This is a genomic window from Halomonas sp. IOP_31, from assembly GCF_021151495.1.
GTDB classification, from domain to species: Bacteria; Pseudomonadota; Gammaproteobacteria; order Pseudomonadales; family Halomonadaceae; genus Modicisalibacter; species Modicisalibacter zincidurans.
This window is the reverse complement of sequence record NZ_JAIRBP010000017.1, coordinates 1-22516: the sequence shown is the minus strand read 5'-3', so window position 1 is coordinate 22516 and position 22516 is coordinate 1. Positions and strand designations below refer to the sequence as shown.

At 63.0% G+C, this 22516-nt stretch carries 21 protein-coding genes, 2 tRNA genes and 2 pseudogenes; 12 read left to right on the top strand and 13 right to left on the bottom strand.

The genetic code is table 11. The features are described 5' to 3' along the window. Together sdhD and sdhC are read right to left on the bottom strand one after the other, a co-directional pair. Nucleotides 1–348, bottom strand: coding sequence for a succinate dehydrogenase, hydrophobic membrane anchor protein (gene sdhD, locus K7I12_RS10400; RefSeq protein ID WP_031384402.1), 348 nt, complete (start codon nt 346–348; stop codon nt 1–3). After that, a complete protein-coding gene (gene sdhC, locus K7I12_RS10395) occupies nt 342–719 on the bottom strand; it encodes a succinate dehydrogenase, cytochrome b556 subunit (RefSeq protein WP_031384403.1) in 378 nt (125 codons plus the stop codon). Before sdhC ends, sdhD begins: the two co-directional genes overlap by 7 nt. A 408-nt stretch (nt 720–1127) precedes the next feature. Between sdhC and K7I12_RS10390 the strand changes: the two genes are divergently transcribed. Then, a complete protein-coding gene (locus K7I12_RS10390; RefSeq protein WP_031384404.1) occupies nt 1128–2411 on the top strand; it encodes a citrate synthase in 1284 nt (427 codons plus the stop codon). 129 nt (nt 2412–2540) lie between these two features. Continuing rightward, complete coding sequence (locus tag K7I12_RS10385; RefSeq protein WP_031384405.1) at nt 2541–3425, top strand: NAD(P)-dependent oxidoreductase; 885 nt, start codon at nt 2541–2543, stop codon at nt 3423–3425. A 457-nt stretch (nt 3426–3882) separates the two neighbouring features. Here K7I12_RS10385 and K7I12_RS10380 read toward each other — a convergent pair. From K7I12_RS10380 to K7I12_RS10365, 4 genes are all read right to left on the bottom strand, one after another. Then, a tRNA-Glu gene (locus K7I12_RS10380) sits at nt 3883–3958 on the bottom strand. 28 nt (nt 3959–3986) lie between these two features. After that, nucleotides 3987–4062: transfer RNA gene (locus K7I12_RS10375), tRNA-Ala, on the bottom strand. A gap of 205 nt (nt 4063–4267) precedes the next feature. Beyond that, the gene (gene gltX / locus K7I12_RS10370) at nt 4268–5749 is read right to left on the bottom strand and encodes a glutamate--tRNA ligase (protein ID WP_031384406.1); all 1482 of its coding nucleotides are present in this window, start codon (nt 5747–5749) and stop codon (nt 4268–4270) included. 122 nt (nt 5750–5871) lie between these two features. After that, nucleotides 5872–6768 carry a LysR family transcriptional regulator gene (locus K7I12_RS10365; protein WP_084173550.1) on the bottom strand — a complete coding sequence of 299 codons (897 nt, stop codon included), beginning with the start codon at nt 6766–6768 and terminating at the stop codon, nt 5872–5874. A 666-nt stretch (nt 6769–7434) separates the two neighbouring features. On the opposite strand from K7I12_RS10365, the gene K7I12_RS10360 reads away from it, so the two are divergent. Continuing rightward, complete coding sequence (locus tag K7I12_RS10360) at nt 7435–8004, top strand: helix-turn-helix domain-containing protein (protein WP_422723636.1); 570 nt, start codon at nt 7435–7437, stop codon at nt 8002–8004. Nucleotides 8005–8096: 92 nt separating this feature from the next. Continuing rightward, on the top strand, nt 8097–8303 hold the full coding sequence (locus K7I12_RS10355; RefSeq protein ID WP_031384409.1) for a hypothetical protein: 207 nt from the start codon (nt 8097–8099) through the stop codon (nt 8301–8303). 92 nt (nt 8304–8395) lie between these two features. Here K7I12_RS10355 and hppD read toward each other — a convergent pair whose 3' ends face one another. After that, entirely contained in the window at nt 8396–9493 is a 1098-nt protein-coding gene (hppD, locus tag K7I12_RS10350; RefSeq protein WP_031384410.1) for a 4-hydroxyphenylpyruvate dioxygenase, read from the bottom strand. Nucleotides 9494–9709: 216 nt separating this feature from the next. After that, nucleotides 9710–10315 (bottom strand): LysE/ArgO family amino acid transporter, encoded by a 606-nt coding sequence (locus tag K7I12_RS10345; protein WP_031384411.1) that lies wholly within the window; start codon nt 10313–10315, stop codon nt 9710–9712. A gap of 94 nt (nt 10316–10409) precedes the next feature. Between K7I12_RS10345 and K7I12_RS10340 the strand changes: the two genes are divergently transcribed. Together K7I12_RS10340 and K7I12_RS10335 are read left to right on the top strand one after the other, a co-directional pair. After that, nucleotides 10410–11318, top strand: a complete 909-nt coding sequence (locus tag K7I12_RS10340) for a LysR family transcriptional regulator ArgP (protein WP_031384412.1) — start codon at nt 10410–10412, stop codon at nt 11316–11318. Nucleotides 11319–11570: 252 nt separating this feature from the next. Then, nucleotides 11571–11909 (top strand): hypothetical protein, encoded by a 339-nt coding sequence (locus K7I12_RS10335; protein ID WP_231664092.1) that lies wholly within the window; start codon nt 11571–11573, stop codon nt 11907–11909. Between the two features lie 7 nt (nt 11910–11916). Here the strand turns inward: K7I12_RS10335 and K7I12_RS10330 are convergent, their stop codons facing one another. After that, nucleotides 11917–12219: an MTH1187 family thiamine-binding protein gene (locus K7I12_RS10330; RefSeq protein ID WP_031384414.1), complete on the bottom strand. Its 303-nt coding sequence runs from the start codon at nt 12217–12219 to the stop codon at nt 11917–11919. Between the two features lie 219 nt (nt 12220–12438). Between K7I12_RS10330 and cfa the strand changes: the two genes are divergently transcribed. Further along, entirely contained in the window at nt 12439–13590 is a 1152-nt protein-coding gene (gene cfa / locus K7I12_RS10325; RefSeq protein ID WP_231664091.1) for a cyclopropane fatty acyl phospholipid synthase, read from the top strand. 200 nt (nt 13591–13790) lie between these two features. Here cfa and K7I12_RS10320 read toward each other — a convergent pair. Beyond that, nucleotides 13791–13877, bottom strand: a pseudogene (locus tag K7I12_RS10320) (Txe/YoeB family addiction module toxin); the annotation flags it as partial. A gap of 73 nt (nt 13878–13950) precedes the next feature. On the opposite strand from K7I12_RS10320, the gene K7I12_RS10315 reads away from it, so the two are divergent. Next, nucleotides 13951–15930, top strand: a complete 1980-nt coding sequence (locus K7I12_RS10315; RefSeq protein ID WP_031384416.1) for a RecQ family ATP-dependent DNA helicase — start codon at nt 13951–13953, stop codon at nt 15928–15930. Between the two features lie 20 nt (nt 15931–15950). Here K7I12_RS10315 and K7I12_RS10310 read toward each other — a convergent pair whose 3' ends face one another. After that, nucleotides 15951–17504, bottom strand: a complete 1554-nt coding sequence (locus tag K7I12_RS10310; RefSeq protein WP_031384417.1) for a sigma-54-dependent transcriptional regulator — start codon at nt 17502–17504, stop codon at nt 15951–15953. Between the two features lie 292 nt (nt 17505–17796). Between K7I12_RS10310 and phhA the strand changes: the two are divergent. The 4 genes and pseudogenes from phhA to K7I12_RS10290 all read left to right on the top strand — a co-directional run. Next, a pseudogene (gene phhA, locus K7I12_RS10305) lies at nt 17797–18603 on the top strand (phenylalanine 4-monooxygenase); the annotation flags it as partial. Between the two features lie 51 nt (nt 18604–18654). Continuing rightward, entirely contained in the window at nt 18655–19041 is a 387-nt protein-coding gene (locus K7I12_RS10300) for a 4a-hydroxytetrahydrobiopterin dehydratase (RefSeq protein WP_231664089.1), read from the top strand. After that, entirely contained in the window at nt 19025–20215 is a 1191-nt protein-coding gene (locus K7I12_RS10295) for an amino acid aminotransferase (protein WP_031384421.1), read from the top strand. Before K7I12_RS10300 ends, K7I12_RS10295 begins: the two co-directional genes overlap by 17 nt. A 71-nt stretch (nt 20216–20286) precedes the next feature. Beyond that, nucleotides 20287–21561, top strand: a complete 1275-nt coding sequence (locus K7I12_RS10290; RefSeq protein ID WP_231664088.1) for an FAD-dependent oxidoreductase — start codon at nt 20287–20289, stop codon at nt 21559–21561. A 153-nt stretch (nt 21562–21714) separates the two neighbouring features. On the opposite strand, the gene K7I12_RS10285 is transcribed toward K7I12_RS10290, so the two are convergent. Both K7I12_RS10285 and K7I12_RS10280 read right to left on the bottom strand, forming a co-directional pair. Next, a complete protein-coding gene (locus tag K7I12_RS10285; RefSeq protein WP_231664087.1) occupies nt 21715–21903 on the bottom strand; it encodes an FAD-dependent oxidoreductase in 189 nt (62 codons plus the stop codon). A gap of 55 nt (nt 21904–21958) precedes the next feature. Beyond that, nucleotides 21959–22126 carry a hypothetical protein gene (locus K7I12_RS10280; RefSeq protein ID WP_231664085.1) on the bottom strand — a complete coding sequence of 56 codons (168 nt, stop codon included), beginning with the start codon at nt 22124–22126 and terminating at the stop codon, nt 21959–21961. Nucleotides 22127–22516 lie beyond the last annotated feature (390 nt).

The following is a 22516-nucleotide window of genomic DNA, read 5'->3' as shown; positions in this document are numbered from 1 at the left end:
TCAGGCTCCCCAGAGAACTTGTACGCCCCACACCAGAAAGATGAAGATGGCGAGAATGATGGCGATTTGGACGACAAAGCGGATGCCGGTCGGCTTGATATAATCGGTGATCACGATCCACAGGCCGATCCAGGCATGAGCCGCCAGCGACACGAAAGCCAGCAGGGAAAAGATCCGCATCCAGGTCTGGGCGAACAAGCCGCTCCAGGTCGCATAGTCGAGCCCCGGGTGGAGCAGCAGGTAACCGACCATGAACAGCGTATACAGGGCGAGGACGATCGCCGACACGCGTTGAATGAGCCAGTCGGACAGGCCACTGCGACCGAAATTGGTGATGTTGGTTACCATACCCACACTCCTGCCAGTATCACGAGCACCGCGCTTGCCACGATGGTGATCTGTGCCTTCCGATAGGCTTTCTCCAGCTCGATGCCGTAGCCCATGTCCATGAACAGGTGATTGACGCCGGCAACGAAGTGAACGGCAAGCGCCGACAACAATCCCCAGGCCACCAGCTTGGCCAGGAAGTTTTGCTCGAGGGCGTTACGAACGGCTTCGAATCCTTCGGGGGACGACAGCGAGGCATCGAGCGCCCAGAAGCCGAAGATCAGGCCAATGAACAGAATGACGCCGGTAATGCGATGAGTAATCGAGGTTAATGCAGGAAGTGGAAAGGATATGGTCGAAAGGTCTAGGTTTACGGGTCTTTTGCTATTCACGGCTCTCTACACACTCTCTTGGCCCGCTCATGCTCCGGTCAGGCTCGGTGGAACGGGCGGTGGTTTGAGGATCAGGCAATGGCGGCCGGCAAAACCACGCTTGTCGCCTGCTCCCGCCAATCGCGGGTTAAGATTATAGGGACTGGCCACAGGCATGACAAATCGTTACCGCTGGATTGCGACCTTGGTGTTACCCTTGGTAACAGGTGATCTTGGTCACGAACGCCGTCCCGGCAGCCGTCATGCGGCTTTTGGCGCTCGTGAAGACTTTCGGGCCCGTCGCGCGGGCACTATCGGCGAATTGACATCGGCTTGGACATTTCTATAGTGGGCAAACCTTTTTTGCCCGCCCGCCAAGCAGGACAATGAGTTACGTTACTTACCGAGAATACTGAAGAGGAGGCCGTCATGGCTGACAGGAAAGCGCAGTTGACAGTGGACGGGCTGGACAAGCCCCTTGAATTCCCGGTCTATTCAGGCACTGCCGGACCCGATGTCGTCGACGTTCGCAGTCTCATCGACGAAGGCCTCTTTACCTATGATCCCGGTTTCGTGGCGACCGCCGCTACCGAATCCGCCATCACCTATATCGACGGTGCCGAGGGCGTGCTGCTGCATCGTGGCTACCCGATCGGCGAACTGGCCCAGCACTCGAATCACGTCGAGATGTGCTATCTGCTGCTGTTCGGCGAACTGCCCACGGATCAGGAGTACGAGGACTTCTCGAAGACCATCCGCAACCACACCATGGTTCACGAGCAGTTGGCCAACTTCTACAAGGGCTTCCGCCGCGACGCCCATCCGATGGCCATTCTGTGCGGCGTGGTCGGCGGTCTAGCGGCCTTCTATCACGACAATCTGGACATCACCAAGGAAGAAGAACGCCGCGTCAGCGCCATTCGGCTGATCGCCAAGATGCCGACGCTGGCAGCGATGTGCCACAAGTACAACATCGGCCAACCGTTCAATTATCCGCGCAACGATCTCGACTACGCCGAAAACTTCCTCTACATGATGTTCGGCAATCCATGCGAGCCCTACGAAACCAACCCGGTATTCGCCAAGGCCATGGATCGCATCTTCATGCTGCATGCCGACCATGAACAGAACGCCTCGACGTCGACGGTGCGTCTGGCCGGCTCGACCGGTGCCAACCCGTTCGCCTGCATCAGCGCCGGCATCGCCGCGCTGTGGGGCCCGGCACACGGTGGCGCCAACGAAGCGGTGCTCAACATGCTCGACGAGATCGGCGACGAATCCGAGGAAAACATCCAGCGCTTCATCGATCGCGCCAAGGACAAGGACGACCCGTTCAAGCTGATGGGCTTCGGCCACCGCGTCTATCGCAACTTCGACCCCCGCGCCAAGGTCATGAAGGAGAGCTGCGACGAGGTCTTGCGCGAACTGGGCCAAGACGATGCCCAACTCAGGATCGCCAAGCGCCTCGAGCAGATCGCCCTGGAGGACGAGTACTTCATCGAGCGCAAGCTCTATCCCAATGTCGACTTCTATTCCGGAATCATTCTCAAGGCAATGGGCATTCCCACCAACATGTTCACGGTGATCTTTGCCGTCTCGCGGACCATCGGCTGGATCTCGCACTGGAACGAGATGATCACCAACGGCTACCGCATCGGTCGCCCGCGCCAGCTCTACACCGGCTACACGCAACGCGACTACCCCGCCAAGTGATCGAAGGCCGCCGCAAGGCGGCCTTTTGCGTTCGGCATCAACAATTCATCGAGCGGCTCGCTCTGGCCTAGGCTAGAAACTGTCGCCCCATGACCATCGAGACCGCTCACCTGCCTGAGGAGCTTGATCATGAGCCAGCAGATTCGTACCGCCGCCTTCATCGGCCTGGGCGTCATGGGCTATCCCATGGCCGGCCACCTGGCCCGCGCCGGCATAGAAGTGCGCGTCTACAACCGTACCGCCGCCATGGCCGAGGCCTGGGTCGCCGAGTATGGTGGCAGTCATCACCCCACCCCCGGCGAGGCCACCCAGGGCGCCGATCTGGTGCTGGTCTGCGTCGGCAACGATGACGACGTGCGCGAGGTCGTCACCGGCCCCGAGGGGGTCATGAGCGGCATAAGCGAGACAGCGGTGTTGATCGATCACACCACCGCTTCTGCCGATCTGGCCCGGGAACTCGCCCTGGCCTGCCGCGCGCACGGCTGCGAGTTTATCGATGCACCGGTGTCGGGCGGCCAGCAGGGCGCCACGAACGGCACGCTGACGATCATGTGCGGGGGCGAGGAAGCCGCGTTTCAACGCATGCAACCCGTTCTCGCCCACTACGGACGCGCCGTGACGTTGATGGGCGAAACCGGTGCGGGGCAGATGACCAAGATGGTCAATCAGATATGCATTGCCGGGGTGGTGCAGGGGCTCGCCGAAGGCTTGCACTTCGCCGAACGCGCCGGCCTCGATCGTGAGCGCGTCGTCGAAGTGATCTCTCAAGGCGCAGCCGGCTCCTGGCAGATGGCCAACCGTCACCGCACGATGATCGCCGGCGAGTACGAACACGGCTTCGCGGTCAACTGGATGCGCAAGGACCTGGACATCTGCCTGAAGGAGGCTCGCAAGCTCAGCGCCCGTCTTCCGGTCACCGCGCTGGTCGATCAGTTCTATGGCGATGTACAGGCGATGGGCGGAGGGCGCTGGGACACCTCGTCGTTGCTCAAGCGTCTGGAGCAGGACGACTAACCCCACTCCGAGATCCCTTATTCCTGGTGAGCCTGAACTCCTGGCGAGCAACAAGCCCTTCCGAGCTCGCCAGGAGCGCTCATCTACAGCCCCCATTTCGCAACTTATGCACCCTTTGCGCTTTTCCACACTTTCTGTGGATAAGCTTGTTCATAAGCTCTAGAAAAGATCGCGCAATTGCCACGACAGGCGGCTTGCCTACAAATCGGCTATTTTTTAACCATCGATAACTTGTTGTTTAACAAGAATTTTTATAATGATTGGCGCAACCATGGGGCTGAGCGACAAGCTGTGCACAAGGTAACAGGGAGCAACAGGCGGTGGGGAAAACTCGGCGGGCTTGTCAAGCCCTGACGCGTTGAAAGTCAGTCTTCATGAGGAACGCGCTCATATTGACATGCCCAGCGACTAGCTCTTTTTGATGGGCTACCAAACGGCGGGGACAGCAAGAAAGAAGTGGCGTCCCATAGGGGGTTCGAACCCCTGTTACCGCCGTGAAAGGGCGGTGTCCTGGACCACTAGACGAATGGGACGCAAATAAGGACGTTTCGCGTAGCGAAATGGTGGAGCCTAGCGGGATCGAACCGCTGACCTCGACACTGCCAGTGTCGCGCTCTCCCAGCTGAGCTAAGGCCCCCGAACCAACTGCTTAGTTCGCGAGAACGGGGCGTATGATACTGATATGCGCCGGGTTCGTCAACCCCTCGTGCTTCGCACGAAGCTTTCAGCTGTAAGCCTGAAGCTGGAAGAGAAAGACCGCCCATATCGCTACTCCAGCACGCCTCGGCAATCCCGGTGCCGCGGGTCCTGCCGATGTCTTCTTAAAGCTTACAGCTTATGGTTTACAGCGCCCGATACTCCTTCTCGAGTTTCTTGGCCTGCTTCTTGGAAACACCGCCCAACATTTCGATGGCATGACGCAACCGCGCGCGGGTCACGTCGGATCCCAATATTGCCATGGCGTCCATGACCGAGGTCGACGTCGCAGAGCCGGTCACGGCGATGAATACCGGCGCCAGAAACACCTTCATCTTGAGGTCGAAATACTCGCACAGACGCTTGACCTCGGCGAGCAGGCTTTCCTTGTTCCAGCGAGTAACGCCTTCGAGACGCCAGACCAGCAATTGCAGCAGACGCAGGAGATCGTCCCGTTCGAGCTTGATCTCGTCAAAGCTGGTTTCATCGATCGCCGGCAGCCCGGCAAAAAAATGGCCCGCCAGCGGCATGACATCCGCTAGCGTCTCGATACGCGGACGCACCTGCGGCAGTATCTGCCCGATGTATTCGTCGTTGAAGGCCCATTCTCGCAGCGCCTGGAGCAGCGCGGTATCGTCCAGGTCCTCGCGGATGTAGACGCCGTTCAGCCAGGTCAGCTTGTGTAGATCGAACACCGGCCCACCCAGCGATACGCGCTGGATGTCGAAGTGCGCCATCATCTCGTCCAACGTGAACTTTTCGCGGTCGTCGGGCATCGACCAACCCATCCGTCCCAGATAGTTGGTCACCGCTTGAGCGAGAAACCCCATCCGGCGGTAATAATTGATCGAGGTGGGGTTCTTGCGCTTGGAAAGCTTCGACTTGTCCGGGTTGCGCAGCAGCGGCATGTGACAGAGCTGGGGCATGTCCCAACCGAAGTAGTCATAGAGCAGCTGATGCTTGGGCGCCGAGTTGATCCACTCCTCGCCGCGCAGCACATGGGTGATTCCCATCAGATGGTCATCGACGACATTGGCCAGATGATAGGTCGGCATGCCGTCGGACTTGAGCAGGATCTGGGCGTCGACCTGCGTCCAATCGACCTCGATGCGCCCGCGCAGCATGTCCTCGACGACGCAGGTACCGGATTCGGGCACCTGCATGCGCACTACATGGGGCCAGCCTTCGGCCTCGCGGCGCTTGAGCTGCTCGTCTGGCAAAGCCAGGTCGGCGGGTTTGAGCGCCTGTTGCAGCCCTTGCGCCTTGCGCGTCGCGCGCAGTTCGTCGAGTTCTTCGCTGGTCCGGTAACACTTGAAGGCGTGACCGCTATCGAGCAGCTGGCGGGCCATCTCGGCATAGATGTCGCCCCGCTCGCTCTGACGGTAAGGTCCATGCGGGCCGCCGACATCCGGCCCCTCGTCCCACTCAAGGCCCAGCCAGCGCAATGAATCGAGGATCATTCGTTCCGATTCGGGAGTCGAGCGCTGGCGGTCGGTATCCTCGATGCGCAATATGAACTGGCCCCCGTGTTGGCGGGCGAAGCATAAGTTGAACAGCGCAATATAGGCGGTACCCACGTGCGGGTCGCCGGTGGGAGACGGGGCAATGCGTGTGCGTACGGTGGTCATCGGGTCCGTTCCGGTGGCTCGGGTTGATGGCGGGCATTATACGCACCTGACCTGCCTCCATCAGCCACGGATGGAGCGAGCATCGCTACCTGCACGGCGCACCGCGCGCATGCATTTCGGAACTAAAGCGCCAGGTGCTCGCGAAACCAGTCGGTGATGAAGTCGAGATAGGTGCGGGTCTTGTCGGGCAGGTACTTGCGAGATCGAAACAGCACCAGCATGCTGCCATGCTCGTTCCAGTAGGGCTGCAGCAACGGCACCAGTTCGCCGTCGGCGACCGCCGCGCGTGCCGCGAAGGTGGGCAGGTAAGCGAGTCCGAACCCCGCCTTGGCTGCCTCCACGACCCCCAGCAGATTGTTGATGACAAGCCGCGAATTGGGCTCTATATCGAGCGGTTGGCCATTGAGCGAAAAACGCCAGTGGGCGCCAAGATCGTAGTTGCCGTAGAAGATGCTGTCGTGCTGTACGAGGTCGCGCGGATGCATCGGCCGCTCGGCCCGCGCCAGATATTCCGGCGCCGCATAAAGCCCGTAGACCACCTTGCACAGTGGCCGTGAAACCAGACTCGATGGCGGCATCGGACCCATGCGAATGGCCAGGTCGACGGAGTCGTCGATCGGCTCGAAGCGCTGGTCCTCGAGCAGTATCTCGACCGCCACGTCGGGATAGCGGCGCATGAAGGCGGTCGTCGGTGGCGCCAGGTACATGAAGCCGAAGCTGACCTGGGCGCTGATCTTGAGTTGGCCGCGCGGACGCGACGTCACCGATTGGACCTGGGCTTCGGCCGCGGCCAGTTCTTCGCGAATGCGCAGGCCATGCTCGAAATAGATCTGGCCGGCCTCGGTCAGATGCAGCGAACGCGTCGAACGGTTCAGCAGACTCACGCCCAGCTCTTCTTCCAGTGCCGCGATCCGCTTGGAAGCCAGCGATTTGGAAATACCCAGACGGCGTGCCGCCGCCGTGAAGCTCCGGGCCTGCACGACTTCGACGAAAACTTTCAATGCATCGAGGGTGGCCAAAACGGGTCCTTGAAAAGCGCGACGAAGTCTAAAGTTTCCATTTCGGAAACACTAGTTTTCGATTGTACCCACTTATTCCGCAAACGACGATTCCGTATACTGCTCGCTCCGATCGTCGCCGCGATCGGAGTACCAGCGGCGCGCCCTGGGCGAGCCGCTGGTGCCTTCAGTGCATTACTTTCTGCGCCATCGGGCTGCTCGTTCGGGCAGCCGGCGCATTTTTCCCGCCCTCGCCCCTGCGTTTAGGCACGCCCGACTATACTAACTTCACGACGGCGACTCGATTCGACCCCCGCGCCTTGCTGTAACCCCGGCCCATTGCAGCGATCCACGGATTGCGCCGAGGCTTTGTCCGAAAAGTGCCTGCGCTCGACCATGCGGCGTTAAAAATAGGCTCAAAGTACTCATTTACAACCCGTAAACTCCGCCTTTTCGCCCATTTTTGCCTTGCCTGGCCATCGCTCGTCGACTTTTCAGACGAAGCCTAGGCGACAAACCCCGCTGCCATCATGCGCCTCCCGTAGCCGAGCTGGCGGGCTATCTCATCGCTAGATTACCTGTTTTAACCCGAAACATACTTCGGTAGCGACTGGCTATGCTAGACATTCATGTCACGGTGAGAAGCACTCGATGGTTGACCTGGGTTCCCATATAAAAGCACTAAGAATGAAGGCCAATCTAAGCAAGGCCGCCTTGGCCCGGCGAGTGGGTGTCTCGGACGTCACGATTTCCTATTGGGAATCAGGCACCATCAAGCAGATCGGTCATGAGCGGCTAGTGGCCCTGGCAGAAGCTCTGGACTGCAACTTGAGCGATCTGCTGCAAGGCACGCCTTCGACGCAGATGCCTCCTGGCGTTCTGCCTCTGCGCGCCCTCCAGCCGCCGCCATGGATGACCACCAACGGCCAATTGGTACCCTCGCTGATCGGCCTGCCCAGCGCCGGGCTCACGGAAGGCTGCCATTTGGTGACACCGGCGCCGGGAGAGCGATTCGACTTCCTCACCGAGGGTGATCTTGCCGCGATACGTCCACTCGATACCGTCGACGATGACGGGCTGTATCTGCTGGAGTGCGACGATGCGCTGCAAGTGCGCCATATATCGCGCAACGCGCAAGGCAAGTTGCGCATTCGCGACGAGCGGAGCGAACTCGACAATGTGCTGATCAGCGCCCTGCCCTTCAGGGTGCTGGCTCATGTACGCGTGCACTGGCGCCCCTTCGCGAGGGTAGAGTAGAAGAGTAACGCTGAAGTGCGCCGGCGCAAGGTCATTGCGCGACATCGCCAAGCCATCTATTTTGCAGCAAAAGGCCAGACAAGGAGTCGATGATGGCGAGGCTTTTCGACAGCTACGAAGCGGCTAGCGAATGGTATTCAACCAGTGATTACAAGGATATGGCGTGGTACGACGGCTTCGAGGAGGAGCAACTGATAGAGTTCGCCTATGCTCATGGTTCGGACCATGACGGTGAAGACGACCTGGTGGCGGCCTTCCTGCGCGAACAGGGCGAAGATCCCGACGACTACGGGCTCTAGCGTGTCGCCCGGCTCTTTTGATTGCCTTTACCGGCAAGCCGGTACTGACGGCCACGGCCGGCCCATGCAGGCCGTGGCGTGTCTGGGCTGTTTTACTGTTCGGCCTTGAGCACCCCGCGGCGAATCTGGTCCTCTTCGATGGATTCGAAAAGCGCCTTGAAGTTGCCTTCTCCAAAGCCCTTGTTGCCTTTGCGCTGGATGATTTCGAAGAATATCGGCCCGATCACGGTGTCGGTGAATATCTGCAGCAGGATCCCCTCTTCAGGCGCGCCATCGATCAACAGGTTGAGCGATTGCAGCTCCTCGAGCGATTCTTCGTGGTCGGGTACCCGCTCGGCGATCTTTTCGTAATAGGTGGCCGGCGTGGCCATGAAGGTCACGCCGTTGTCGCGTAGCGCTCTGACCGTGGCGTAGATATCGTCCGTAGCCAGCGCCAGGTGCTGAATGCCCTCGCCATTGTATTCGCGCAGGAATTCGGCGATCTGCGACGTGTCGTCGGCCGACTCATTGATCGGGATGTGCATCTTGCCGCAGGGCGCCGTCATCGCCTGGGAGTGCAAGCCGGTCATCTTGCCTTCGATATCGAAGTAGCGAATTTCCCGAAAGTTGGCGATTCGCGTATAGAAGTCGGCCCAGACGTTCATCTGGCCGCGGTCGACGTTATGCGTAAGATGGTCGAGCACCTTGAGCCCCACGCTCGCCGCGTTTCGATCGGCCCCCGGAATCGGTTCGAAATCGATGTCGTAGAGCGTACGCCCCTGCTCGTCGCTGCGCCCGTCGACGAAATACAGCAATGAACCGCCGATCCCCTTGACCGCCGGGATTCCCACCTCGCCCGGACCGACCGGGTTGTCCACCGCTTCGGCGCCATTCGCCACGGCATGCTCAAACGCCTTGTGCGCATCGGCCACCTTCCAGGCCATCGCACAGGCACTCGGGCCATGCCGGCGGGCGAACGCTGCCGCCTGCCCGCCCGGCTCGCCATTGATCACGAAGTTGATGCCCTCCTGCTGAAAGAGCATCACATTCTTCGAGCGGTGTTGGCGCGTCCGGGTGAAACCCATTTTCTCGAACAGGCGCGCCATGGCCTCGCGCTGCTCTGAACTCGGGGCGGTGAATTCGACGAATTCGAAACCATCGGTACCCAGCGGATTGTAGTGGCTATCGGAAACGCTCGCGGTTGCGCTCATGTCCCTCTCCTGGTGCGGCTAACGAATCATCGTCAAGCGATGTTGCTCATAGCGTATAGCTCCACCGCAGAGTCGGGGATACCTACAAGATCGACCTAGACCGTGCTGGCACTCGGTTGCGTTCGCCCGTGTGGCAAGCAATCCTTACACGTGCTCCGCCACGGCATGCATGCGAGCCAACATGGCGCAGCATCCTGACACGGCGTAAACATAGCCTTACGAACATTCAAGGCCAGCGACCAGACCCGCCGCCACCATCAACAACACCACACCGATAACGCCGTCGATGACTCGCCAGACCCAGCGACTCGCCAATTTCGGCGCCAGCCAACCGGCCGCGGCGACCAGCGAGAAGAACCACAGGCAGGAAGCCACTATGGCGCCAGCGTAGAAGGCCGCCGGCTCGGTCTGCACGGCACCGATCGCACCGAGCATGATCAGCGTGTCCAGGTAAACCTGCGGATTGAGCAGGGTCACCGCCAGCGTCGTGGCTATCACGCCTCGCCGCGTGGCTCCGGCACGCTCTACCTGCAGGGCCTCGGGGTAAAGGACCCGACGCCAGGCCAGACCGGCCTGCCACACCAGGAACAACGCACCACCGAGCCGGGCCAATATCATCAGCGTTGCCTGTGAAGCGATCAGCTGACCGACGCCCAACCCGCCCAGGGCGATCAGCAACACGTCACACGCCGTGCAAATGAATGCCACCAGCCAGGGATGCTCGCGGCGTAGCCCCTGACCGAGGACGAAAGCATTCTGCGCACCGATCGCGATAATCAGCCCGGCCCCGGTCACCAGCCCCTGGACAGCAGAGCCCCACATGGCAATCTCCTGACGTCTACATAAGAAAATGCAGGTTATACTCGGCACAAAAATAAGTTAAATTAATTGAAAGAATGGATGATTAACTTAGATGATGCTTGATTACAAACTTCTCCAGGCCCTGGCGGCGGTGGTCGACCAATCCGGCTTCGAGCGTGGCGCGAAATACCTGGGACTGACCCAATCCGCGGTCTCCCAGCGCATCAAGCTGCTTGAAGCCCGGCTCGGCCAGCCGGTGCTGGTACGTGCCCCCAAGCTGGCGCCGACTCCTCTGGGTCGACGCCTGCTCAATCACGTCCAGCAGGTGCGTCTGCTCGAGCACGATTTGCTCGACCGGATTCCCGCGCTGGGCGAGCGCGAGCAGCGCCTGCGCCTGGCGATCAACGCCGATAGCCTGGCCACCTGGTGGACGCCGGTCACCGGCAGCTTCTGCCGTGAACATGGCGTATTGCTCGACCTGGTGGTGGAAGATCAGGACGTCGCTCTCAAACGCATGCGCGACGGGGAGGTCGCCGGCTGCATATGCGCCACCTCGCGCCCGGTGCAGGGAGCGCGCACCCATCCCCTGGGCAGCATGCGTTATCGCGCTCTGGCGAGCCCCGATTACATTGCCCGACACTTTCCCCGGGGATTGAATCACGCTGCGCTGCGCCAGGCCCCGGCGATCGTCTTCGGCCCGGATGATCGTCTGCAGCATCGCTACCTGGAAATGCGCGGTTATCAGGCCTCCTTTCCCCACCACCTATGCCCTTCTTCGGAGGGATTCATCCAGCTGGCGCAGTCGGGCATGGGTTACGGTCTGATTCCCGAACGCCAGGTGTCCCGGGAATTACAGGAAGGCAGTCTCGTCGACCTGGATAGCGAGAGTTTCATCGACGTACCGCTCTACTGGCACCATTGGCGTCATGGCGGCAGCACCCTCGACGCCCTGACCGCGCATCTGCTGGCCCGGTGCAATCACTGGCTGACGCCGCTCGACGGCGCGCAGGAATTCTTCGACTAGCCTGACGGACGGGCGTCCTGGACCAACTACAATAGGGACAATAAAGAACGTTTCGAGACGCCAGGAGCCCGTCGGACTTGACACTGACCTACTGCGAATCCCGGCCTTTCGGCCAATTTCATCGATCCATTTCGTTAAATAGCGCGCTATTCGCCTCAATCGATCGATAAATTTGACTCGAAACCCGTGCTTCTCGTGACGATCGGCCAAGCTCGACAGGCGGCTAGAGATATATTTCAAGGAACCCGTGCAATGGCAGCCAAGCGGCGAGCGCTGAATCTCATGGCCCTGGGAATGACGCTATGGCTGGCGGGCTGCGCCGGATCACCGCCGCCACCACAGCAACCCTTGCTGCGGCTGGAAGCGCATGGCGATTCGCTTTCCGAGGCTCGCCGGGCGGCGATGCAGCGTGCCGAGGAGCGATGCCAGGCTGGCGAGCCCGTGGTCATCGACAGCCAACAATACGACACACCGCCACGTTTTCGTAGCGAATCCGCGTTGCCTCTGGCGCAAAGCGAACTCGGCCAATATGCCGCCGCCACCCATGAAGGCGAGGCACCCTCGATCGTCTGGCGCTATCTCTGCCGCTGAGGCGGTTTCAGCGCTGCAAGTGCGCAGCGACACTGGCCACCTTGTCGTCCATGCTCTGTTCGCGATCGGTGCGAGTACCGACCTTGAGAGTCGTGGTGATGCGTGGTGCGCCCATCTCGTGGACCCGTTCATGACAGCGTCTGACCGTCTCGAAGACCGCATCCCACGGTCCTTCGATATTGGTGCCGTAAGCATGCATGCGATAGATCAGACCGGCGTCTTCGATCACCTCCTGGCATGCCGCCACGTAACGCGAAACCGAGACCCCGACACCCAGCGGCACGATGCAAAGATCGACGATAACCTGCATGGCATACCCTCCTGCACTGGATTTTCCTCACTACTACGACGATAGACTATGCTTTAGTGACAGTCGTGGTCAGTGCTCTTGCTAACACTATCAATGCCATAGCCGGCAACAGTTGCACCCCACGGCTATTGTTAGCAAACTAAACAGAGTTTGGTTGTGGCAAGGGATTGCCTTGCCCGGACCGTATCGCATTCGCAAACCTGCATACCGGAGTTCGGCATGACCAGTGATACTCGCATCGGCCCCGTCGCCCTGCCCGACACCCGTTCCCGACGCATCGTCGAGGACTTGCTCGAAGGTTCTGGAGTCAACCTCAACGGCTCCGCCCCGTGGGACATCCAGGTGCTGCATCCCGACTTCTTCTCGCGCATCCTGCGTCAGGGCACCTTGGGTCTTGGCGAATCCTACATGGATGGCTGGTGGGACTGCGAACGGATCGACGAGATGGCCCATCGCCTGCTCCGTCATGGCCTCGGCGAACGCGCTCATACGGCCTCCGAGCGGCTGATGTACCGGCTCCAGGCGGGTTTCTTCAACCTGCAGAGCAAGACCCGCGCGTATATCGTCGGCGAGGCGCACTACGATCTCGGCAACGATCTCTTCGAGCGCATGCTCGACCCGACCATGTGCTATTCCTGCGGTTACTGGAAGGAAGCCGAAACGCTCCACGAGGCCCAGGTCGCCAAGCTCGACCTGGCAGCACGCAAGCTGGACATCCAGCCCGGCATGAAGGTACTCGACATCGGCTGCGGCTGGGGCAGTTTCGCCGAACACGCCGCCCGCCGCTACGGCGCCGAAGTGACCGGCATCACCATCTCCAAGGAACAGGCGGTGCTGGCCCGCCAGCGTTGCGAGGGGCTGCCGGTGGAGATTCTGCTCGAGGATTATCGCGATCTGGAAGGCCGCTTCGACCGCATCGTCTCGATCGGCATGTTCGAACATGTCGGCCATCGCAACTACCGTACCTATTTCGATACCGTCGATAGCCTGCTCGCCGACGACGGCCTGTTCGTGCTGCATACCATCGGCTCCAACAACTCCGAGATCAGCGCCGACCCCTGGATCAACAAGTATATCTTCCCCAACGGCATACTGCCTTCCATCAAGCATATCGCTCAGGCCAGCGAAGGCAGGTTGCTCATGGAAGACTGGCAGAACTTCGGCGCCGACTACGACCGCACCCTGATGGCCTGGAACGAGAACTTCGATGCCCACTGGCACGAGGTCGCCGACAACTACAACGAGCGAACGCGGCGCATGTTCCGTTACTACCTTGGCGTGTGCGCCGGCGCCTTTCGCGCCCGCGACATCCAGCTCTGGCAGGTGGTCTATTCCAAGGGGCGTGCCGGACGCTACGACAGTCCGCGCTGAAGCAATGGCAGCGCGTCACCGCCAGCCTCGGAGTCGCCGAGTACCGTGACAACGATAGCATCGACGCCTTCCTGCATCTTGAGCACCTACATCGGCAGTATGTAACCGAAAACCGTCCGGCAACAGCGGCTGGTCATGCATTATTCATGGTGGCTCCAGCGCCTTAAAACTTTCACCATTTTCTCGTCTTCAAGCACTTGCTAAACCAGCCGATGCTGAATATTGATGCGGCGTGAGTATGCTCCCGCAAGATCGCCAATGAGTTTCTCAAACGGTGGCGGCTGGCGTGTCGTCCTCGAGGCCCCTGCATGGTGAACGAATGTTGTCCCAGTCTCGCCACCTTACCGTTCAGGAGTGCGCATGATCGAGCAGACCCTAAACAACGTCTTCGGCTACTCCGAGTTCCGCGCCGGCCAGCGCGCGGTGATCGAGGCACTGGTCGAGGGCCGCTCGGCGGCGGCGATCTTTCCCACCGGCTCCGGCAAGTCGCTGTGCTATCAATTGCCGGCACTGCACCTGCCGCACCTGACACTGGTGGTCTCGCCGCTGCTGGCGCTGATGCAGGACCAGCTCGACTTCCTGGCCCGCCTTGGCATCGCCGCGGCGAGCATCGACTCGCGCCAGAGCCGCGAGGAGGCCAGCGCGGTGATGGACGGCGTGCGCCGCGGCGAGATCCGCATCCTGATGATCTCGGTGGAAAGGCTCAAGAACGAGCGCTTTCGCGCCTTCCTGCGCCAGCTGCCGGTATCGCTGCTGGTGGTCGACGAGGCCCACTGCCTTTCGGAGTGGGGGCACAACTTCCGCCCCGACTACCTCAAGCTGCCCGACTACCAGCGCGAGTTCGCGATTCCCCAGGCGCTGCTGCTCACCGCCACCGCCACGCCGCGGGTGATCGCGGACATGCGCGAAAGCTTCGCCATCGAGTCCCGCGACGTCACGCTGACCGGCTTCTACCGGGCCAACCTCAACCTGTTGGTGCAGCCCGTCGCGGCCGAGCAGCGCGCCCGGGCGCTGCGCGACTGGTTGCGCCCGCGCCTTGCCGGTGACGCGCCACAGCCGAGCATCGTCTACGTCACCCTGCAAAAGCGCGCCGAGCAGCTCGCCGCCTATCTCGACAAGGCGGGCATCCTCGCCCGCGCCTATCACGCCGGGCTCAAGAACGACGCCCGCGACGCCCTGCAGCGCGCCTTCATGAACGGCGAGGTCAACTGCATCGTCGCCACCATCGCCTTCGGCATGGGCATCGACAAGGCCGACATTCGCAACGTCGTCCACGTCGACCTGCCCAAGTCGATCGAGAACTACAGCCAGGAGATCGGCCGCGCCGGGCGCGACGGCCAGCCCGCCGACTGCCTGATGCTGGGCGGCCGCGACACCCTGGCCGCGCTGGAGAACTTCGTCTACGGCGACACCCCGGAGCGCGACGGCATCCAGCGGGTGCTGCGCACGATTCGCGAGGCGGCGCCGCGGGGCCAGTGGGAGCTGACCCTCAATGCGCTCTCCCAGCACAGCAATATTCGCCCGCTGCCGCTCAAGACGCTGCTGGTGCAGCTCGAGCTGCGCGGGGTGATCGCGCCGCGCTACGCCTACTTCGCCGAGTACCGCTTCCAGTACCTGATCGAGCCCGAGGCGCTGACCGCGCGCTTTACGGGCGAGCGCGGCGATTTCGTCGCCGCCCTCGTCGCGGCGTCGCCACGCGCCAAGACCTGGTGCACGCTGGATCTCGAGGCGCTGGCGCGGCTGGGCGCCGAGCGCGGCCTCGACGTATCCCGCATGCGGGTGATCCGCGCCCTGGAATACTTCAACGATCAGGGCCTGATCGCGCTGGAAAGCAAGCAGATGACCGAGGTCTACGCGATCCGTCAGCCGGATCTCGACGTCCAGGCTCTCGCCGACGACCTGCACGGCTACTTCCAGAGCAAGGAACGCGCCGAGATCGATCGCCTCGAGGCGATGCTCGCACTGTTCGAGTCCGAGACGTGTCTCAGCCGCCGGCTGGCCCAATACTTCGGCGACACGTGCTTCGGCGACACCGACGCCCCGCAGCGCTGCGGCCACTGCTCGGTGTGCCGGGGCCAGGTGGCGCGGCTGCCCGCTGGCGAGTCGCTGCCCGCGCTCGACAGCCAGCGTGTCGGCCCGCTCTGCGCGCCGCTGATTGCACGGCTGGACGAGGCCGGCGACGCCCCGCCGCCCAGCGCCGACCTGCTGACGCGCTTTCTGACCGGGCTGGCCACGCCGCTGCTGACCCGCCTGAAAGCCCGCCAGCTCAAGGGTTACGCGGCCCTGGAGGCCTGGCCCTATGCCGAGGTGCGCAAGGCCGTCGCGAATCACCTGGACTAACGAATCAACCGCGCTGACGTTCACTCCGCGCCGAGACCATGGCGCTTGAGCTTGTTGGCGATGGTGGTGTGCGAGACGCCGAGCCGGCGCGCCAGCAACCGGCTGGAGGGATATTCATCGTAGAGCGTGGCCAGCACGCGCTTTTCGACCTCGCCGAGAATCTCGCCCAGCGAGCCCTGGAGGTCGACCCCGGCGAGTCCCGGCGTCGCGCCGACATCGGGCATGCGCAGATGACTGACCTGAAGCGCGCCGTCCTCGCACAGCGAGACCGCCTGGAACAGCACGTTCTCGAGCTGGCGCACGTTGCCCGGCCAGTGGTAGTTGACCAGCCGCGCCCGCGCGGGCTCGGAGAGCGCCGGTAGCGGACAGCCGATCTGGCGCGCGGCGCGATCGATGAAATGCTCGGCGAGCTCGCCAATGCCGTCCAGGCATTCGCGCAGCGGCGGAATATGCACCGCCAGCACGTTGAGGCGATGATAGAGATCCTGACGAAACAGCCCGTCGGCGCACAGCCGCGGCAGGTCCTGCTGGGTGGCGCAGATCACCCGCACGTCGAGATAGGTCTCCTCGTCGCTGCCCACGCGGCGAAACCCGCCATCCTGCAGAAAGCGCAGCAACTTGACCTGCAGCCGCGGGCTCATCTCGCCGACCTCGTCGAGAAAGATGGTGCCGCCGGCAGTCAGTTCGAGCAGCCCCAGCTTGCCCTCGGGGCGCGCACCCTCGAAGGCGCCGGGGGCATAGCCGAACAATTCGGTCTCGGCCATCGACTCGGGCAACCCGGCGCAGCTCAGCGCCATGAACGGCGCCTGGCCGCGCGGGCTGGCCAGGTGGCAGGCGCGCGCCAGCAGCTCCTTGCCGGTGCCGGTTTCGCCCTCGATCAGCAGCGGCGCATCGAGCGGCGCCATGCGTCGCGCTTCGCGCACCACCCCGGCCAGCCGCGGGCTGGCCTGGAAGATCGCCTCGAAGCCGCGCAACTCCTGGCGCTGGACATGATAGATACGCTCGCCGACGCGATCGGCGCGGTGCAGCGTCACCACCGCGCCGGCCAGCGAGGCGACGTCGTCCTTTTCGCTGTGCAGCGGCGCGATGTCGGCCAGGTAGATCGCCTCGTTGAGCTTGAGCCGCAAGCCGTTGACCCGGGCGTTGTTGCGGCGCACCAGCTCGGGGAGGTCGAGATCGTGGATGTAACGATCCAGCGACAGCCCCGGCACCTCGTCGACGCGCACCCCGAGCATCTGACCCGCGGCGCGATTGGCGGCGACGATGCGCCCTCCCATGTCGATCGACATCACCGGATCGGACAGCGACGACAGCAGCGCATCGAGCTCGAGATGGCGGCGCTCGCTGGGCATCAGGCTGACCCGCTTGACGCTGAACACCCCGGGCACCGCCTCGAGCGCCGGGCGCAACGTGGCGAGCTGGGCGTACAGCAGGTTGGGCACGTGCAGGTAGATGGCGTTGCCCTGATCGCCGCCCACCTCGCCGCGAGCGACGTTGAGGCCATAGTCGGCGAACGGCGAGACGATATCGCGCAGTATGCCGATGCGGTTCTGGCAGTGGAGCTTGAGGCGCATGGGGCGAATCCTGAACGAACAATAGGCAATTCTCGTCACGGCGACGTGACTCGCTGTAACGCTATCCTGACAGCCGGAACGCGCTCAATGCGTTCGACAGGGTCCATTGGTCGAGAACGGACGCGCCCAACGGGGTGTCTGTAAATACAACGTTACACCGCATCGTTCCAAACCTCGCCGGCCACGCCGAAAAGCCCTCGTCGCCGCTGTCGTTCGCCCTATGCTGGAAGCACGATCATGACAATGACAATGACAACGACAACCCGCATGACAACGACAACCCCGACGGGAGTCCGCCATGGCCAAGCACACCCAGTATCAGGCCCACCAGCCGAATGCCGACGGCCTCATCGACTACAGCGCCAGCGAACACCGCATCTGGCAGGCGCTGATGGAACGTCAACTGGCGATTATCGAGGGTCGCGTCTGCCAGGAGTATCTCGACGGATTGGAGCGCCTGGCGCTGCCCAACGAGCGCATCCCGCAACTCGGCGACGTCGATCGCGTGCTGCAGGCGACCACCGGCTGGCAGACCGCCGCGGTCCCCGCGCTGATTCCGTTCGATACCTTCTTCGAGCTGCTCGCCAACCGGCGTTTCCCGGTCGCCACCTTCATTCGCACCCCCGAGGAGATGGACTACCTGCAGGAGCCGGACATCTTTCACGAGATCTTCGGCCACTGCCCGATGCTCACCAACTCCGATTTCGCCGAGTTCACCGAGACCTACGGCAAGCTCGGCCTGGCCGCCAGCAAGCAGGAACGGGTCTATCTCGCCCGGCTGTACTGGATGACCGTGGAGTTCGGCCTGGTCGACACGCCCGAGGGGCGGCGCATCTATGGCGGCGGCATCATCTCCTCGCCCAAGGAGACCTTCCATGCGCTCTCGGACGTCACGGCCCATCACCCCTTCGACCCGGTCGACGCCCTGCGCACGCCCTATCGCATCGATATCCTGCAACCGTTGTATTACGTGATTGACGATCTCGCCACGCTGCACGACCTTGCCGGACAGGACATCATGGCGCTGGTCCGCGAAGCCATGCGGCTGGGTCTCTACCCGCCGACCTTCGAGCCCAAGCCCAAGATAGCCGAGGCCTGAGCGACGCCACCCGGACAGATCGACACACCCCCTATGCCAGAAGGAGCCCCAATGAACGAGCTTTCTCAACACGAGCTTTCTCAACACGAGCTTTCTCAACAACAGTGCGAAGCCTGCAGTTTCGACGCGCCGCGCGTCTCCCACAGCGAGATCGAGCGCTTCAAGGCCGCCATCCCCGACTGGCAGATCGTCGAGCGCGATGGCATCATGCAGTTGGAACGTCCTTTCACGTTCCGCAACTTCAAGCAGGCCCTGGCGTTCACCAACCGCATCGGTGAGCTGGCCGAGGAAGCCGGCCATCACCCGGCGCTGCTCACCGAATGGGGCAAGGTCACCGTGACCTGGTGGTCCCATGCGATCAAGGGTCTGCACAAGAACGACTTCATTCTGGCCGCCAGAACCGACGAGGTAGCAGAGTCCAATGTTCGAGCAGATTGAGCGGGTACCCGGGGACGCCATCCTCGGGCTGATCGAGGCCTTCAACAAGGACCCCAATCCGCAGAAGGTCGACCTGGGCGTCGGCGTCTACCGTGACGCCCAGGGCGTGACCCCGATCATGCGCGCGGTCAAAAAGGCCGAGGCGCTGCTGCTGAAGAACGAGACCACCAAGAGCTACATCGGCTCCCACGGCGATCCGCGCTACGCCAAGGTGGTGCTGCCGCTGGTGCTGGGCGCCGAATCGCCGGTGCTCGCCGCCGACCGCGCCAGCGCCACCCAGTCGCCGGGCGGCACCGGCGCGCTGCGCCTGGCCGCCGATTTCGTCAAGACCAACCTGCCCGGCAAGGGCATCTGGGTGTCGGACCCGACCTGGCCCAATCACCTGGGGATCTTCCAGGCCGCCGGCATCGAGCTGCACAAGTACCCCTACGTCGACGCCGACAACCGCCTCGACTTCGACGGCATGCTGAGCGCCCTCAAGCAGATTCCCCACGGCGACGTGGTGGTGCTGCACGCCTGCTGCCACAACCCGTCGGGCTTCGACCTGAGCCGCGAACAGTGGCAGCAGGTGCTCGAAACGGTGCGCGAGCGCGACCTGCTGCCGCTGGTCGATTTCGCCTACCAGGGCTTCGGCGACGGCCTCGACGAGGACGCCTACGGCGCCCGGCTGATGGCCGAGAACCTCGACGAAGTGCTGATCACCAGCTCCTGCTCGAAGAACTTCGGCATCTACCGCGAGCGCACCGGCTGTTTGATCGCCATCGCCAAGAACCACGAGCAGATGCAGAACGTGCGCTCGCAATTGGCCATCGTCGCCCGCGAGAACTATTCCAACCCGCCGGCGCATGGTGGCTCGATCGTCTACGAGATCCTCGAATCCGCCGAACTGGCCGCCGTTTGGCGCGATGAGCTCACCGAGATGCGCAATCGCATCAACGGTTTGCGTCGCGAGTTCGTCGACGCGCTGGCGCCCTATGGCCTCGACGGGCAGTTCGCCCACGTCGCCGAGCAGCGCGGCATGTTCTCGTATACCGGCCTTAAGCCCGAGCATGTCGATCGGTTGCGCGACGAGTACGGCATCTACCTGGTGCGTTCGGGGCGCGCCAACGTCGCCGGGCTGGCCAGCGAGAACCTGCCCTACGTCGCCAAGGCGATCGCCGCCGTCGTCAAGTAACGCGTGCCGTCGCGCATGTTCGATAGACGCCCGGGTCCGCCCCGGGCGTTTTCCGTTGAAGGATGGCCCTCATGAATCGAGCGCCCGTCACCGTCGTCGGCGCCGGCGTCACCGGCTTGACCACCGCACTGGCGCTGCACGAGGCCGGCTATCCGGTCCGAATCGTCGACCCGGCCGCGCCCGGCAGCGGCACCAGCGCCGCCAACGGCGCGCAACTCTCCTGGGCGTTCGTCGCCCCGCTCGCCGAACCCGGGGTATTGCCCCAGCTGCCCGGCTGGCTGCTCGGCTCCGACAGCCCGATCCGCTGGGTGCCGCGCCTCGACCCCGCCCTGCCCGGCTGGGGACTTCAGTTCCTGCGCGCCTGCACGCCTCGGCGCGCCCGCGCCACCACCGCGGCGTTGCTCGAGCTGGCTGCGCTGGGCCGCCCACAGCTCGACGACTGGCGCACCCGCCTCGAACTCGACTTCGACTGGCGCGCCAACGGCAAGCTGTTGCTCTATCGGGACGCAGAGGCATTGGCCAAAGCCGGCCGCCAGGTCGACTTCCAACGCCGGCTGGGCGTGGAGCAGCGGCTTATCGAGCGCGACGCGCTGCTCGAACGCGAGCCGGCCCTCGAGCATCTACGCGATCAGCTCGCCGGCGCGCTGTGGACGCCCGGCGAGGCGCTCGGCGATTGCCGGCGCTTTTGCGAGGCCGTCGCCGACCATCTAGCCGATCAGGGCGTCGCCTTCGTCAAGCGTGGCGTCGCGCGCCTGGAAACCCGCCACGGCCGGCTGGTCGCCTGGCACGACGACCGGGGCGAGCGTCACGTCCTGGATACCGGCGAAACATTGATCGTGGCCGCCGGCCTTGCCAGCCGTCGCCTGCTGGCTGAAGTCGGCATTCAGATACCGCTCTATCCGCTCAAGGGCTATAGCCTGACCCTGCCGCTCGACGCCGGCGATGCGGCGCCCGAGGCCAGCGTCACCGACGGCGCCCACAAGATGGTCTATGCGCGCCTCGGCCAGGGCGACCAACGGCGGCTGCGGATCGCCGGAATCGCCGATCTCGACGGCTGGCAGGCACAGCCGCGCGCCCCGCGAATCGAGCTGCTCAAGCGCCGGGCCTGCGCGTTCCTGCCGGCGCTGGCCGAACGCATCACCGCCGCCGAGCCCTGGACCGGCCTGCGCCCGGCGACGCCCGACGGGCGCCCGCGGCTCGGTCCCACCGGCATCGACGGTTTGTGGGTCAACGCCGGGCAAGGCGCGCTCGGCTGGACGCTGGCACCGGGCTCGGCGCTGGCCCTGCGCACGGCGCTCGACGGAGACGCCATCGCCATCGCGGCCTTTCGCGGCACACCTGCCTGATGCGGTTCGGCCAGGCCGGTTCGCGTCGAAGCTGGCCGGACTATTGGCTGGATACAGGCGACCGGGTCGAGAAGGCCCGCGAGCAGAGTGCCCTTCGCTTCTCGCCCTGTATGCCGTGGCCGGCGCCAAGCGCGGCCTGGCGGTGGGTATCGATCAGGCCGCCGCATAGCGGCGAATATCCAGGCCCCGGGGGTCGATCGCCGGTGAGCGACCGCTCATCAGGTCGGCGAGGAGATGAGCGCTGCCGCAGCTCATCGTCCAGCCCAGCGTGCCGTGTCCGGTATTCAGCCATAAATTGGCGTACCGGGTAGCACCGATGATCGGCGTCGAGTCCGGGGTCATCGGACGCAATCCGGTCCAGAATTCGCCCTTCTCGACGTCGCCGCCCTCGGGGAATTCACCATGCTGGTGGTGGCACGACGCTTTCCAGCAGGCTCAGATCGTAGGCGGCGAGCTCAGCGGTGCCGCCCACGCGGATTCGATCGTCGAAGCGCGAGATCGCCACCTTGAAGGTTTCGTCCATCACCGTCGATTGCGGCGCCCCGCCATCGTCGGTGACCGGCACCGGTGAGGCTGTAGCCCTTGACCGGATAGATCGGCAGGCGCAGGTCGAGATCCCTGGCCAGGAACGGCGAGTAACTGGCCAGGCAGACGACGTAGCCATCCGCGCTCAGCTCGCCGGCCGAGTCACGATGCCCTCGATCTGCCCGGTTCGGCGCCTGATGCGCTCGATGGTGGTATTGAAACGAAATTCGACTCCCAATCGCTCACGGCAATAGTCGGCCAGGTTCCAGGTGATTATCTCGTATTTTTTTCTTTTATTTTACAAAACAACAGGCTCTTCGACGTTTCATGTGGATTTGGCCTGATCCAGCAGGCTCCCCACCGGGCTGCCAATCAGATAGATCATGGTGATGAAGTAGCCCTCGTTGCGGTACCCGCGAGCCCGTGATCG